Here is a 13,772-nt window from a genome sequence, read left to right as displayed (position 1 = left end):
TCGTGCGCTGTTTCGACACAGACGGTGGCCGCGTTTAACCGCGAGCAACGCATACCCGGACGTATGAGTGAGACACAGTCGAGCGAGCGGATCACGGTCTTCTCGGACTACGTCTGCCCGTTCTGTTATCTCGGACGCGAATCGCTCAGGCAGTACCAGTCGACGCGCGAGGCAGAACTGGAAATCGACTGGCACCCCTTCGACCTCCGGAGCGGGAAGCGCAACCCCGACGGCTCCATCGACCACTCCGTCGACGACGGCAAGGACGAGGACTACTACGAGCAGGCCAAGCAGGGCGTCCGCCGGCTCCAGGAGAAGTACGGCGTCGAGATGGATCTGGATATCGCCACCGACATCGATTCGCTGCCCGCCCAGATCGCCTCCTACTACGTCAAGGAGCACTACGACTACGAGACGTGGCTGACCTTCGACGTGGCCGTTTTCGAGGCCCTGTGGCAGGACGGGCAGGATATCGGCGACGAGGACCTGCTGGTCGACCTAGCCGAGGACGCGGGCGTCGACGGCGACGAGATCCGGTCGGCGCTCGCGGACGACGGCCTCCGGTCTGCGGTCCGCGAGAAGTTCACGGCGGCCAAGCGCCAGGGCATCACCGGCGTCCCGACGTTCGCGTACGACGGCCACGCCGCCCGCGGCGCGGTCCCGCCCGAGCAGCTAGAACGGCTAGTCGAAGGCACCTGAGCGGCGCAGCCGGTCGCTGTACTCGAATAGCAGGAAGCGAACTTACGCGACGCGATTCCGCAGTGACTTGCCGCGGTCGATCCGTTCGATGTTCTCCTGAACGAGGGCCGCGATATCCTCGTGATACCGGTTCGTGAACGCGGCGACGTGTGGCGTTACGATGACCGACTCGTGGTCCCAGAGCGGATGGTTCGCTGGCAGCGGTTCCTCCCAGTGGGCGTCGAGGGCCGCCCCGGCAATCGTCCCGTCGTCGAGCGCGTTCAGCAGCGCGTCCTCGACGACGACAGGCCCCCGGGCGACGTTGACGAGGTAGCTGTCTGTCCGCATCTGTGCGAGGAGAGCGGCGTCGACCATGCCCTCGGTCGCCTCGGTGAGCGGACAACACAGTACGACGAAGCGCGCGTCGGCCACGGCGGTATCCAGTTCGTCGGGCGTGTACACGCGCTGGACGTTCTCGGCGGGGTCGCCGGAGCGGCGAACGCCGATAACGTCCATCCCCAGCGCGTCGACCCGGTCAGCGACGCCCTGGCCGATGGTGCCCAGACCGACCACACACACCCGCTCGCCGGTCAGCGTGAACGGCGCTTCGTACGGCTCCTGGGTCCAGTCGTCGTCGCCCTGTCGGTCCCGGTAGACGTGGAGACGGCGGGCGAACGCCGTCAGGTAACCGACGACAGTCTCCGGGACGGTGTCGCCGTGGATGCCGGTGCTGTTCGTCAGTGCTGTCCCAGTCGCCTCGTAGGCGTCCACGTCGAACTCGTCGTAGCCCGCGCGGACGCCGTGGACCCAGGCGGCGTCCAGAAACGCCTCCCGCGGAGAGAACGTGACGACGCAGTCACTGGTATCGAAGGTTGCGTCGTCGCCGACAACTTCGACAGGGACGCCGAGCCCCTGCAGCGCGGCAACCATCGACTCCAGCGGACAGGCCTTGGCAACCGACTCGTGGACAGCGATTCTGGCGATATCCATATCCGTCCCTGCGCCGGGGGCAGTATAGTCCTTTTCCGGAACGCGGCGAGGCGTCGACCCGATCAGTCCCAGCGGCTTTCGAGTGCGTCGACACGCATCTCGATGTAGCGGCGGGACCACCGCTTCGAGAACCGACGCAGGGGTCCAAAGAGCCTGTCCGTGTCCGCGGCGTCGGCAGAACCGTTTTCATCGTAACTCGACCGGCCGCCCGACTCCATCGGTCCCTCTGGAAAACTCATAACGATACACGTTACCACGGGCTGTGAAATAAATATTAGGGATATTAGGAAACCGGACATATTGTGCGTTTTTGTTCTCTTTGTTAAATATATACCATAATCTTTGATATGAATCCAGACAACAAGGGATTTAAGCGATAATTAACAATTCTGGCTTCACGCGTCAATGACCACGTCGTCACCGTCAAGTCGACTCCAGAAGGGGTTTCTCAAGTACCAGCACGTCTTCGTGTTTCTGGCACCGCTGCTGTTCGTCGTCGGTGTGTACACCGCCGCACCGACGCCTGCGGACGCTGGCACCGGCTACTGGTTCGAGTACTGGTGGCTCTGCATCGCCTTCGTCACCGGTGCGACCATCGTCAATACGGTCGGTATCAGCGGCTCGGCGCTGTTCGTCCCGTTTCTCATCTTCATCTTCCCGCTACTCGCCGGGGAGACGCTGACACCGGAGACACTGGTGAAAGTCGGACTCATCAGCGAATCGTTCGGCCTCTCCAGTTCGGCACTCGCGTTCATCCAGTACGGGCTCGTCGACCGACGGCTCGCACTGAGCCTCGTCCTCGGGAGCGTGCCCTTTGTCATCGCCGGCGCGCTGCTGTCGTTTGTCATCCCGGAGCCGCTGTTTCACGCGTTACTCGGCATCGCTCTGCTGGCGGCGTCGTACCTGCTTTTCAAGGCCGACCTCGGCCACGAGGAGCCGGGCGCGGCAGGCGACAGTGACCCCGACGTGTCAGCTGACGGTGGCGACACGACGCTTCCCGACGACGCCAACAAACTCGGGCCGGCCGGGGTCGAAACGGCCGACAACGGTACGGTGACGCGCGTCGACCGCGACGGCAACGACTACGGCTACACGCGCGGCGGCTATCTCGAACGCTTCGCGAACTACAGCATCGGCGGCGTCTTCCAGGGGCTGGCCGGCTTCGGCGTCGGCGAACTGGGCATCATCTCGATGCTTCGGACGGAGGTCCCTGTCCGGGTCGCCATCGGCACGAACCACATCGTCGTCGCGACGACGGCCGTGCTGGCGTCGCTGGTTCACGTCTTCGGCGGCGGCCTTGTCCCGGGCGCGCACTCGATTGACCTGGCGTCGACGCCGTGGAACATGGTCGTCTGGACCGTGCCCGCGACCGTCACCGGCGGCCAGATCGCACCGTACGTCTCGACCGCACTGGATACCGGGACCATCAAGAAGTTCGTCGGCGGGCTGTTCGCAGTCATCGCCGTAGCGCTGTTCCTGATGGCGACGGGTGGTGTCTAAGACGATGTACGACACGATTCTCCTCCCGACCGACGGCAGCGACGGTATCGGTGCGGCCGCGAGGCACGCAGGAACGATTGCAGGTCGGTTCGACGCGACGGTCCACGTCCTCTCGGTCGTCGACACCCGCAACCGGTTCGAGAGCCCGTCGAGCGGTCTCTCGGCTGACGCGTGGATCGAGGCGGAGCGGGAGCGCGCCGGGTCGGCCATCGAAGCGACCGTCGCCGAGCTCCCCGACGACGTTTCGGTCGAGACCACGCGGCGAGAGGGCGTCCCGAAGACGGAGATCGTCGACGCCGTCACGGAGCTTCCAGCGGACCTCGTCGTGATGGGGACACACGGCCGGACCGGGCTGGACCACTACCTCATCGGGAGCGTCGCGGAGACGGTCGTCCGCGAATCGCCGGTGCCGGTGCTGACCGTGCAACTGGCAGACGAGTGAGACACAGCGGATAGCGGCCTGTACTGGCATATCAGACATCGACCGGACTCGCGCGAGACGCGCCGATAGCCCGGTGGTAGGCGGACAGCACGAGCGCGTGGAACGCGACGAGGACGCCCACGCCGACAACGATGATCGCGACCTGGAGCGGCGTCGAGAGCAGCCCCAGCGAGACGATGAGCGTCGTCGCACAGGCCGGGGCGTGGACCGTGTCGGTGGCGATCATCCCCCAGCTCGTGGCGATAATCGAGAGCGTCGCGCTCGCGACGAGGCGGAGCCCGGCCATCGAGAACGCGGCCGGATCCGCGACCAGTGAGACGCCGCTCGCGAGCAGGCTGTACGCGACCAGCCCCGCGACGCCGCCGATGAGATGGCTCACGACGACACTCGCCAGGTCTGTCCGGTCGCCGCCACGCTGGAAGGCGAGGATGAACGCCGAGGGGCCGAGACTCGGGAAGATGAACGGCTGGCCGCTCGCCCACGCGAGCGTCCCGAGAACGACGAACAGCACGCCGGCGTACAGACTCGTCCCGATCCGATGCCGTCGCATTGCTCCCGGTAGGAAACTGGATGGATAAGACAGTCACGGTCCAGTAGAACGACGCCGGGTCCCGAGTTGGGACGACAGTAGCCGGCGGCTCCGGTCAGAGAGCCGTAGTTGGCTTGCCGTCCTCGCTCGGGGCCGACGGCGGTATCCCGTCAGTCTCGCGGAGTTGCTCGAACGCGACCGCGATAACCGCGGTGCTGTACAGCGACACCAGCGGTTGGATGACGACGGTCGGCAACTGCGCGGCCGGCTGAGGGAGCGCCAACGCACCGACGAGGCCGACGATCCCGCCGACGAGCGCCGCGGCAGCGATAACGATGAACAGCAGTCCGAACAGCACCAGTCGGTCGCCCTCGGTGAGACGGTAGCTCTCCTTGAGCGCCGCGACGAAGTTCCGGTCCTCGACGATGATGTACGGCATCATGAAAATGAACACGACGTACGCGAAGATGCCGGGGATGAGGAGCAAGAGCGACCCGATGAACACGAGCAGGCCGTAAACGATCCCGCCGACGAGGACGTTCACCATCGCCAGCGGCACGTTCCGCGTGAACGCGCCGTCGGGGAAACTGTCGCGCGCTCCGGCGACGAACGTCCGGAAGCTGACGATAGTGAGATACAGCGAGACCACGGAGCCGACGGCGACACCAGCACCCGCAACGGACAGCGAAATGTCGAGGGTAAGCGGCAGGGCTGCGGTGGCCTCACCGAAACCCAGCCTGGTGAAGCTTATCGCCACAATCGTGTTGATTAGCGCTTGAAAACCGATCATCAGGGCGAAAAACGCCGCGAGCAGTATCGCGCCGGTACGACTGAACAGGCGGTACCCCGCCTCTTGGAGGGTGGAACCGATTCGGAGGGCCATCAACAGACCGCTTCGACAAGCGGGGGCAAAAGTATTGTCTCAGTATGACGATTCAGCTCACGCACCCGATTCCGGCCGGTTCTCGACGAACTCGATCAGGTCCTCGGCCGGGACGAAGCCGTCGGCGCGGCGGTCGATAAGGTCCCCGTCGGCAAACAGCAGGAACGTCGGGACGCTCCGAACGTCGAACGCGTCGACGGCGTCGAGGTCAGCCTTCGGATTGAACACGATCACTGTTGCGTCGGTGGCTTTCGCGGCAATATCGAGTATCGGCTCCATCGACTTGCAGATCGTACAGCCGGTCGTCCGGACCATCACCAGCACGCGGTCGGCCGTCGCCAGCACGTCGTCGAGTTCGTCTCGTGTTTCGACCGTCCGAACGCGGTTTTCGGTCGCAGTGTCCGTATCTTCGGTCGTGGTGTCCATACAATCGGTACGTGCCACAGTGCGAAGAACCCCGCGACGGGCCACGTCTGTTCAGCCCTGGCTGCTACATGGGGCTGTCACTCCTCGATTTCCCGCACGACTGATGCGGGGTTCCCCTGAACGACGACGCCGGCAGGGACGTCGTCCGTGACAACTGCGCCGGACCCGACGACGGCGTCGTCGCCGATGGTGACGCCCGGATTGATGACCGCCTGGCCGCCGATCCAGACGTTGTGACCGATAGACACTGGCTTTCCGTACTCGACGCCGCTACGTCGTTCGTCCGGGTCCAGCGGATGCGTCGCGGTGTAGATGTGGACGCCCGGCCCGAGCAGGCAGTCGTCGCCGATGTCGACCCGGCACACGTCCAGCACGACGCAGTCGAAGTTCGCATAAAAGCCCTCGCCGACGTGGATGTTGTCGCCGTAGTCACACCGGAAGGGCGGTTCGACGTGACAGTCCGCACCGACGGAGCCGAACAGGTCCTCGATGAGTGCCTGTCTGGTGTCGGTGTCCGATGGATCGGTCCGGTTGTACTCCCGGGTGAGTTCGTTCGCGCGCTCGCGGGCCGCGACGAGTTCCGGGTCGCTCGCGTCGTAGCGCTCGCCCGCGAGCATCTTCTCCTTCTCAGACGCCATGCCGACCTGCCTCCGAAGTGTAGCCAGCGCGGTACCGCTGTGTGATCATGTCCGGCAGTTGACTGGGCCGGCTAAGAGACGTTTCGGTTGGCTGTCGGAAGCCAGTCCCGAAGCCCGTCCGGGCCCGGAACGGATTTATAGTCGACCGTCGCCTACCATGGTTCGTGAACCGCACGGCAGCGCTCGACGCAGTCGTCTTCGGGGTCGACATCCAGAGCGGCGACGTGCGCGGTGATGCACCGTCGTACGCGCTGGTGGTCTTCGACGGGGAATCAGTCGAGCGAGACGTGGTCTCGCGGCGGAAGCTCCGCCGGCGTATCGAGGACGAGGAGCCGGCCATCGTCGCGACGGACAACATGTACGAACTCGCCGAGGACAAGGACGCCCTGATTCACGTCCTGGGCTCGCTCCCCGACGAGACGAAACTGGTGCAGGTGACCGGTGACGAGCGGCCCGAGCCGCTCTCGCGGGTCGCCAAGCGCCACGGCGTCCCCTACGGCAAGGACCCGATGGAGGAGGCCGAAGCCGCGGCCCGGCTGGCCGCCGCCAACGTCGGCCAGGAGGTGTCCGCGTTCACCGACACCACGGAGGTGAAGGTCTCGCGGGGCCGCTCGACCGGGAAAGGCGGCTGGTCGGAGGACCGCTACACGCGGCGCATCCACGGCGCGGTTCGGAAGCGAGCACGCGAGATCGAGTCCGAACTCGACGCCGCCGGCCTGGAGTACGAGCGGGACGTGACCGAGAAGTACGGCGGCTTCTCCAACGCCGTCTTTCAGGTGTCGGCCCGGCCCCAGGACATCCCCGTATCCAGGGCGCGGTCAGGCGACACGCGCGTCGAAATCGACCGCCAGCGGCGGGACGGTATCGAGTTCAAGCCGCTGGCGAAACGGCGCGACCACGTCGTCGTCGGCGTCGATCCCGGGACGACGACGGCCGCCGCCGTCGTCTCCCTCGACGGTACCGTACTGGACGTGTACTCCTCGCGAACCGACGACACCGCCGCGACGACGGAGTGGATCATCGAGCGCGGTCGGCCCGTCGTCGTCGCCGCCGACGTGACGCCGATGCCGGAAACCGTCGAGAAGCTCCGCCGCTCCTTTAGTGCCGCTGGCTGGGAACCCGATACGGACCTTCCGGTCGACGAGAAGAAGCACCGGACCCGGGAGGAGGCCTACGACAACGACCACGAACGCGACGCGATGGCCGCCGCGCTCTACGCTTTCGACAACCACGCTGACCAGTTCGAGCGCGTCGCGAGCAAGGTCCCGCCACAGCACGACGTGGGGCCGGTCATCGACCGCGTCGTCGCCGGCGAAGAGAGCGTCGAGACGGTGCTGCGTGACCTCGAAGACGACGACGGCGAGGACGAGGATGCCACGGCCCACGAGCCGCGAGAGCTCACCGACGACGAAAAGGAGATCAAGCGGCTGAACGCCCGAATCGAGCGGCTCGAATCACACGTCGACGACCTCAAAGAGACGATCAAGCGCAAGGACGAACAGCTCGCCGAGAAGGACAAACAGCTGGAGAAGGCCCGTAGCGAGGGCCGGCGCGAAGTCAGGAAGGACCGCGAGGTGACGCGGCTCCAGCGGCGCAACGAGGCCCTCGAACGGAAGGTCGAGGAGGAAGAGGAGAAACGCGAGGCGCTTTCCGACAAGCTCGACCGGCTGAAGGCGCTGTGGAAGCTCGACCACTCGAACTTCGCCGACGTGTCGGAGAAACAGGAGGGGCTCACCCCGGTCAAGGTGGTCGAGCAGTTCACCAAGGACGCCATCGCCGACGCCGACGAGCGGTTCGGCCTCGTCGAGGACGACATCGTCATGTTCCGGGACGCCTCGGGCGCAGGCCGGTCGACGGCCCAGCAGCTGGCCGATATCGACCCCAAACTCGTCCTCCGGAACGGCAATCTCTCTGACGTGGCCGACCAGGTGCTGTTCGACAACGAGGTCCCCGTCGCACCGGCCGAACTGGTCACCGTGCAGGAAGTCGACGAACTGGCCGTCGCCCGCGAGAGCGAGATCGAGGTCGCAATCGAGGACTGGGAGGAGCGGGCCGCCGACCGTCGGAAGGAACAGAACGCCGAGATGGTCGACCAGATCATCAGCGAACACCGGGCTGACCGACCGACGAGCGAGAACTAGACACTGTGCCGGCGTCCAGTTGACAGGACCGCGGCCGTGAAATCCCGTTCAGCGCGTCTCTCCCGACGACCGGGCGTCGGTACGCGTAGTTATGTCCATTGGGTGCGTATTCCTCACATGGAAGACCGGTGTCGCGTTCTGGCGGCCGCGCTCGAGACGCTCGACGATGTCTTCTACGTCTACGACACGGAAGGCAAGCTTGCCTACTGGAACGCCCGGTTGAACGAACTGTTCGGCCTGACGGATAGCGAACTGTCGGGCATGGACCCGACCGAGTTCTTCGTCGCGGACGACCGGTCAGCCGTTGAAGCAGCCATCGCGGAGGTGTTCGAGTCGGGTCAGACAACCGTCGAAGCGCGGGCCGAGACGACGGAGGGAGTCGTGACGTTCGAACTCAGCGGCCGGCTTCTCACGGCGGACGACGGCACCGTCCAGGGGTTCAGCGGTGTCGGCCGCGATATCACTGACCGTCGCGAACGGGAGTGGCATCTCAAGCGACAGAACGAGCGGCTCACGGAGTTCGCTGACCTCCTGGCACACGACCTCCGGACGCCGCTTGCCGTCACCAGCGGCCACCTCGAACTCGCTGCCGAGGAGCTGTCGCCCGAGCGTATCGACGCCGCCAGAGACGGGCTGGGGCGGTTAGAAGCCATCATCGACGATATACGAACCGCGACCAGAGAGGGAGCGCTGGCGGCCGACAAGCAGACCATCAATATCGCCGACGTGGCGACGACAGCGTGGAACCACGTCGAAACCGGCAGTGCAGTGCTGGAACCGCCGCCGTCGATACTGGTCGAGGCCGACGCAAAGCGATTGCTCCGGCTGTTCGAGAATGTCTTCGTCAACACCGTAACACACGGCCCTAAACGCGACGAACGGGCCTCTGACGAGGAAAGCGAAGGTGACACGACCGGCATAACAGTTCGTGTCATTCCGACGCCCGACGGCTTCGCGGTCGAGGACGACGGCCGGGGCATCGACCCCGACGACCGGGAGTGGGTGTTCGAGCCGGGTGCGTCACGGACGGCTGACGGGACCGGTTTCGGCCTCTACATCGTCAGGACAATCGCCGAAGCCCACGGCTGGACAGTCAGTGTCACAGCAGGGGACCACGGCGGTGCACGGTTCGAGTTCGACGTCGATGCGGACACCGCCTGTTAGTCGTGCCCGCGTCAGGGCATGCCGTCGCCGCCCATGCCGCCACCGCCCATGCCGCCGCCACCCATACCGCCCATGCCGCCGCCGAGTCCGAACGCGCCGAGCAGGCTCGTGACGAGGCCGTAGACGACCAGCCCGAGGCCGCCGACGACCAGGGCGATGCCGACGGCAACAATGGGGGCCTTCCACGCGACCAGACCGATGCCGGCGAGCAAAACGACGATGCCGCCGATACCAACCGCACCGAGTTTGTCGAGCATACCCGTGTAGGCCAAGCGGGCGGACAAAAGCCCGTCGGTCAGTGCTCGAACTCGGTGTCGACGTTCTGTGCCGCCGCGACCATCTCGGCGATGGTGTCCTGGCGGCGCAGCAGCCGCATCGTGTCGCCCTCGACGTCGAACGTCCCGTCCATCGCCGCGGCGGAGATATCCAGATCGCCCTGCAGCATCGTGACCCACTCGCTGTAGGGGCCACGGAACGCGAAGTCGTACTCGGGGTCCGCGACCGTCCCAGCGGCGGTACAGACACCATCCTTGATGACAACGACGAACTGTATCGGTTCGCCGGTATAGGCGTCGTCAGCGCGGATTTCGAAACAGAATACGGCGGTGAAGTCGTCAGCGCTGTCGGCGAACGCGGCACGCTCGTTTATCCGGTCGCGCCACGCGGCGGCCCAGTCGTCGGCCTCGGTCGGCAGCGTCACAGTCATTGGCAGGCGGTATGCAAGGGGGGCTTTTCTGTGTTGCCTTGTCCATTCGAATGCGACGCCAGCAGGGTCGTCGTCGCGGCTCCGCGGCGAGCGCGAATAAAACAGCGATGTGAGACCTCAGCGGCGCGATTCGCCGCCGAGATACAGCCGGGACACCTCGGGGTCGTCGAGCAGCGAGTCCGCCTCGCCCTCGAACTTGACAGTCCCCTGATCGAGGACGAACCCGCGGTCGGAGATGCCCAGTCCCTCGCGGGCGTTCTGCTCGACCATCAGGATCGACGTGCCCAGTTCGTTGACCGTCTCCACGTCGTCGAACACCTCCTTGGCGGTGTTGGGTGCCAGACCGGCGCTTGGCTCGTCGATGAGCAACACGTCGGGCTCCATCACGAGCGCGCGGGCGAAGGCCAGCACCTGCCGCTGGCCGCCCGAGAGCGTCTTCGCGTTCGCGGTACGCTTGTCGTCGAGGATGGGGAACCGGTCGTACAGCTCGGCCACGACCTCGTCGAGGCCGCCGTCGCGGGCGACCCCGCCCATCCGGAGGTTCTCGTCGATGGTCAGTGAGCCGAACACGTTCTCCGTCTGTGGGACGTAGCCGACGCCGATACGGACGATGTCTTCGGGGGCCATGCCGCCGATCTCGCGGTCGCCCAAACGGACCGAGCCGGTCCATGGCTCCAGCATCCCGAACACCGTCTTGAGGACGGTAGACTTGCCGGCCCCGTTCGGGCCGACGAGGCAGGCGATCTCCCCCTCGCCGAGCGTCAGCGAGAGGTCGTCGAGCACCTGCACCTCGCCGTAGCCGCTGTCGACGCCGTCGACGGTGAGGATGGGGTCGGTCATTCCGACGGCCCTCCCAGATAGGCGTCGATGACGCGCTCGTCGCTCCGGACCGCCTCGGGCGGTCCCTCGACGAGGACACTCCCCTGATTGAGGACGATAATCGGGTCGGCCAGCCGCATGATGAAGTTCATGTCGTGTTCGATGATGAGGAAGGTGATCCCCTCCTCGTTGAGTTCCTCGATGAACCCGGCCAGCTTGTCGGCCAGCACGGGGTTGACGCCGGCGACGGGCTCGTCGAGCAACAGCAGGTCGGGTTCGGCCATCATCCCGCGGGCCAGTTCGACCAGTTTCATCTGTCCGCCCGAGAGGTCCGTCGCGGGCTGGGTGGCCAGATCGCCGATCTCGAACCGTTCGAGCATCTGCTGGGCCTGTTCCAGCGAGCGCCGTTCCTCCTGCTCGACGGTGTCAGGCGAGGTGAATAGCGGGATAATCGACTCGCCGGTCTGGTTGTGCGGCCCCACCAGCAGCGCCTCCCGGACGGTCATCCCCTCCGGTTTGCGCGGCGTCTGGAACGTCCGGATCATCCCCTGGTCGGCGATTTGGTGTGGCTTCTGGCCGGTCACGTCGACGCCGTTGACCGCGACGGAGCCGGCGTCGGGTTCGTAGAAGCCCGAGACGAGATTGAACAGCGTGGACTTGCCGGCGCCGTTCGGGCCGATGAGGCCCGTTATGGTGCCGCGTTCGACCTCGATTGACGCGTCGTCCGTCGCAACGAGGCCGCCGAAGCGTTTCTCCAGCCCCTCAGCACGGAGGACGGGGTCCTCCTTGCCGAGAACGGGGCCGTCGGAGACGAGCGACTGCTCACTCATCGCGACCACCGCCCAGCGAGTCGGGCCAGATGAGTTCGCGCTCCGGTGGGAGGATTCCCTCCGGGCGGAGCCTGACGATGAAGATGATGAGCAGCCCGACCAGCATGAGTCGGAGCGGTGCCGCGCCGATGGGCAGCGCGCCGGTGTCGGTCAGGAAGCGCGTCCCCTGCTGGATGGCGACGATGGTGAACCCGCCCAGCATCGCGCCGCGGTCGCTGCCGGTACCGCCGAGGATGACGGCGACCCAGACGTAGAACGTCGTGATCGGCTGGAGGTCCTGCGGGCTAACGAACAACACGAGGTGGGAGTAGAACACGCCCGCGAGCGCCATGATGAGGCTCCCGATGACGAAGGCCTGCATCTTGAACGCGAAGGTGTTCTTGCCGAGCGTCTCCGCGAGGTCCTCGTCGGTCCGGATCGTCCGCAGGACGCGGCCCCACGGCGACTGGTGGATGCGCCGGAGGAACAGGTAGACTGCCGCGACGATAGCCGTGACGAGCACGACGTTCAGCGCACTGGTGACCACCGACTGGCTCATGTTGAACAGCGGCGTCCCGCCCACGTAGAAGATGTAGGGGTACGTCAGGTCGCCCAGCACGGGCCAGTCGGAAAAGAACAGCGGGATGCCGGTCAGGCCGGCGCTGCCCGCCGTCCACTGTGATTCGTTGAGGATGAAGATACGTACGACCTCCGCGAGCCCCAGCGACGCGATTGCGAGGTAGTCGTCACGGAGTTTCAGCGTCGGATACCCGATGATTACCGCGAGCACCGCAGCGAGACCGAGACCACCGAACAGCGCGATGACGGGGCTGACACCGCCGGAAATCGGTGACCCGGACGCCGTCAGCAACGCGGTGCCGTACGCGCCAAGACCGAAGAAGGCCGCGACGCTGAAGTTGATCATGCCGCCGTACCCCCACTGGACGTTCAGCCCCATCGAGAGGAGCATGTACATCGCCGACAGCCCGACGAGATACAGCAGGTACGCCGGGGCGAGGAAGCCGGTGACGACCGCAAGGAGCAGAAGCGCGGCAAGCGCGCCGAGCAGCCCCGCGACGCCTTTCTCCCGGGGCGAGTACGCACCGACATCGAGCGCGCTCATGTCATATCACCCGCGATGCCGCGAGGCCTGACAAGCAGGACTGCGACCATGATGACGAACGCGACAGCCGGCGCGTAGGCGTTGCTGATCGGGAGCCCGATGTCTCCAAGTAGCGGCGTCAGTTCGTGGAGCATCCCGATGAGGAGGCCGCCGAGCATCGCCCCGTACACCGAGCCGATGCCGCCGAGAATGACCGCAGCGAACACGACCAGCAGGATGTTGAAGCCGATGCGCGGGTCGAGTTGGCTGTACAGGGCGAGGAAAACGCCGCCAGCGGCGGCCAGGGCGCTGCCGACGACCCACATCACGAGGATAACGCGGTCGGTCCGGATGCCGCTCACGCGTGCGAGATCGGGGTTGTCGGCCGTCGCGCGCATCTTCCGGCCCAGCGTCGTCCGCTGGAGCAGCAGGTGCAGACCGGCGACCAGCACCGCCGCGCTGACGATGATCGCGACGTCCCGCTGTGTCACCGCGACGTCGAGCGTGTCCAATAGCACCGGAATCGGCCCGCTGCGACGGATATCGTACTGCAGGAAGTCCGTCCCGAAAGACGCCTGGAGCACCGCGCGGTAGACAAACGCCACACCGATGCTCGTGATGAGGAGTCCGATTGAGTCCGTATCGAGGGGCTTGTACACGAGAATGTGGGTCAGGACGGCGACGACGGCCGCCAGCGCCATCCCGACTGCCAGGGCCAGGAAGAACCCGATCGGGAGACCGAGAACGGTGCCGCCGAGACCACCGAACACACCGAACGCGACGAATGCCCCGTAGGCACCCAGCGTCATCGTATCGCCGTGGGCGAAGTTCGCGAAGTCCGCGATACTGTAGACCAGCGAGAGCCCGATACTCCCGAGGATGATGATACTACTGAAAACGAGCCCGTTTGCCAGGTACTGTAATATCTGCGCCATTGGTGAAAAT

At 65.6% G+C, this 13,772-nt stretch carries 17 protein-coding genes; 5 read left to right on the top strand and 12 right to left on the bottom strand.

The window, feature by feature from the left end:
- Positions 1 to 63 precede the first annotated feature (63 nt).
- Positions 64 to 699 carry a DsbA family oxidoreductase gene (locus ACOZ4H_RS03020; RefSeq protein WP_424327910.1) on the top strand — a complete coding sequence of 212 codons (636 nt, stop codon included), beginning with the start codon at positions 64 to 66 and terminating at the stop codon, positions 697 to 699.
- Positions 700 to 741: 42 nt separating this feature from the next.
- Here ACOZ4H_RS03020 and ddh read toward each other — a convergent pair whose 3' ends face one another.
- Together ddh and ACOZ4H_RS03010 are read right to left on the bottom strand one after the other, a co-directional pair.
- Complete coding sequence (ddh, locus tag ACOZ4H_RS03015) at positions 742 to 1,668, bottom strand: D-2-hydroxyacid dehydrogenase (RefSeq protein WP_424327909.1); 927 nt, start codon at positions 1,666 to 1,668, stop codon at positions 742 to 744.
- A gap of 62 nt (positions 1,669 to 1,730) precedes the next feature.
- Positions 1,731 to 1,907, bottom strand: coding sequence for a hypothetical protein (locus ACOZ4H_RS03010; protein WP_424327908.1), 177 nt, complete (start codon positions 1,905 to 1,907; stop codon positions 1,731 to 1,733).
- A 166-nt stretch (positions 1,908 to 2,073) separates the two neighbouring features.
- On the opposite strand from ACOZ4H_RS03010, the gene ACOZ4H_RS03005 reads away from it, so the two are divergent.
- Both ACOZ4H_RS03005 and ACOZ4H_RS03000 read left to right on the top strand, forming a co-directional pair.
- Positions 2,074 to 3,168, top strand: coding sequence for a sulfite exporter TauE/SafE family protein (locus ACOZ4H_RS03005; RefSeq protein WP_424327907.1), 1,095 nt, complete (start codon positions 2,074 to 2,076; stop codon positions 3,166 to 3,168).
- A gap of 4 nt (positions 3,169 to 3,172) precedes the next feature.
- Positions 3,173 to 3,610 carry a universal stress protein gene (locus ACOZ4H_RS03000; protein WP_424327906.1) on the top strand — a complete coding sequence of 146 codons (438 nt, stop codon included), beginning with the start codon at positions 3,173 to 3,175 and terminating at the stop codon, positions 3,608 to 3,610.
- Between the two features lie 31 nt (positions 3,611 to 3,641).
- Here ACOZ4H_RS03000 and ACOZ4H_RS02995 read toward each other — a convergent pair whose 3' ends face one another.
- From ACOZ4H_RS02995 to ACOZ4H_RS02980, 4 genes are all read right to left on the bottom strand, one after another.
- Positions 3,642 to 4,160, bottom strand: a complete 519-nt coding sequence (locus ACOZ4H_RS02995) for an HPP family protein (protein WP_424327905.1) — start codon at positions 4,158 to 4,160, stop codon at positions 3,642 to 3,644.
- 94 nt (positions 4,161 to 4,254) lie between these two features.
- The gene (locus ACOZ4H_RS02990) at positions 4,255 to 5,022 is read right to left on the bottom strand and encodes a hypothetical protein (protein WP_424327904.1); all 768 of its coding nucleotides are present in this window, start codon (positions 5,020 to 5,022) and stop codon (positions 4,255 to 4,257) included.
- Positions 5,023 to 5,079: 57 nt separating this feature from the next.
- Positions 5,080 to 5,448 carry a thioredoxin family protein gene (locus tag ACOZ4H_RS02985; RefSeq protein WP_424327903.1) on the bottom strand — a complete coding sequence of 123 codons (369 nt, stop codon included), beginning with the start codon at positions 5,446 to 5,448 and terminating at the stop codon, positions 5,080 to 5,082.
- A gap of 77 nt (positions 5,449 to 5,525) precedes the next feature.
- A complete protein-coding gene (locus tag ACOZ4H_RS02980; protein WP_424327902.1) occupies positions 5,526 to 6,086 on the bottom strand; it encodes a sugar O-acetyltransferase in 561 nt (186 codons plus the stop codon).
- A 164-nt stretch (positions 6,087 to 6,250) separates the two neighbouring features.
- Between ACOZ4H_RS02980 and ACOZ4H_RS02975 the strand changes: the two genes are divergently transcribed.
- Positions 6,251 to 8,227, top strand: a complete 1,977-nt coding sequence (locus ACOZ4H_RS02975) for a DUF460 domain-containing protein (protein WP_424327901.1) — start codon at positions 6,251 to 6,253, stop codon at positions 8,225 to 8,227.
- A 117-nt stretch (positions 8,228 to 8,344) separates the two neighbouring features.
- Positions 8,345 to 9,391 (top strand): sensor histidine kinase, encoded by a 1,047-nt coding sequence (locus ACOZ4H_RS02970; RefSeq protein WP_424327900.1) that lies wholly within the window; start codon positions 8,345 to 8,347, stop codon positions 9,389 to 9,391.
- Positions 9,392 to 9,402: 11 nt separating this feature from the next.
- Here ACOZ4H_RS02970 and ACOZ4H_RS02965 read toward each other — a convergent pair whose 3' ends face one another.
- The 6 genes from ACOZ4H_RS02965 to ACOZ4H_RS02940 form a co-directional block, all read right to left on the bottom strand.
- Complete coding sequence (locus tag ACOZ4H_RS02965) at positions 9,403 to 9,648, bottom strand: DUF7470 family protein (RefSeq protein WP_004590621.1); 246 nt, start codon at positions 9,646 to 9,648, stop codon at positions 9,403 to 9,405.
- 38 nt (positions 9,649 to 9,686) lie between these two features.
- Positions 9,687 to 10,097 (bottom strand): SCP2 sterol-binding domain-containing protein, encoded by a 411-nt coding sequence (locus ACOZ4H_RS02960; RefSeq protein WP_424327899.1) that lies wholly within the window; start codon positions 10,095 to 10,097, stop codon positions 9,687 to 9,689.
- Positions 10,098 to 10,214: 117 nt separating this feature from the next.
- A complete protein-coding gene (locus tag ACOZ4H_RS02955; RefSeq protein WP_008307449.1) occupies positions 10,215 to 10,937 on the bottom strand; it encodes an ABC transporter ATP-binding protein in 723 nt (240 codons plus the stop codon).
- The gene (locus ACOZ4H_RS02950; protein WP_023843442.1) at positions 10,934 to 11,746 is read right to left on the bottom strand and encodes an ABC transporter ATP-binding protein; all 813 of its coding nucleotides are present in this window, start codon (positions 11,744 to 11,746) and stop codon (positions 10,934 to 10,936) included. The genes ACOZ4H_RS02955 and ACOZ4H_RS02950 overlap by 4 nt, the downstream gene beginning before the upstream one ends.
- Positions 11,739 to 12,848: a branched-chain amino acid ABC transporter permease gene (locus ACOZ4H_RS02945; RefSeq protein ID WP_424327898.1), complete on the bottom strand. Its 1,110-nt coding sequence runs from the start codon at positions 12,846 to 12,848 to the stop codon at positions 11,739 to 11,741. The genes ACOZ4H_RS02950 and ACOZ4H_RS02945 overlap by 8 nt, the downstream gene beginning before the upstream one ends.
- A complete protein-coding gene (locus tag ACOZ4H_RS02940; RefSeq protein ID WP_424327897.1) occupies positions 12,845 to 13,762 on the bottom strand; it encodes a branched-chain amino acid ABC transporter permease in 918 nt (305 codons plus the stop codon). The genes ACOZ4H_RS02945 and ACOZ4H_RS02940 overlap by 4 nt, the downstream gene beginning before the upstream one ends.
- Positions 13,763 to 13,772: the final 10 nt, after the last annotated feature.

Origin of the sequence: Haloarcula amylolytica (assembly GCF_049705545.1) — an archaeon.
GTDB classification, from domain to species: Archaea; Halobacteriota; Halobacteria; order Halobacteriales; family Haloarculaceae; genus Haloarcula; species Haloarcula amylolytica_B.
Note: the sequence above shows the minus strand (reverse complement) of the source record. Positions and strands in the feature narration are given on the sequence as shown.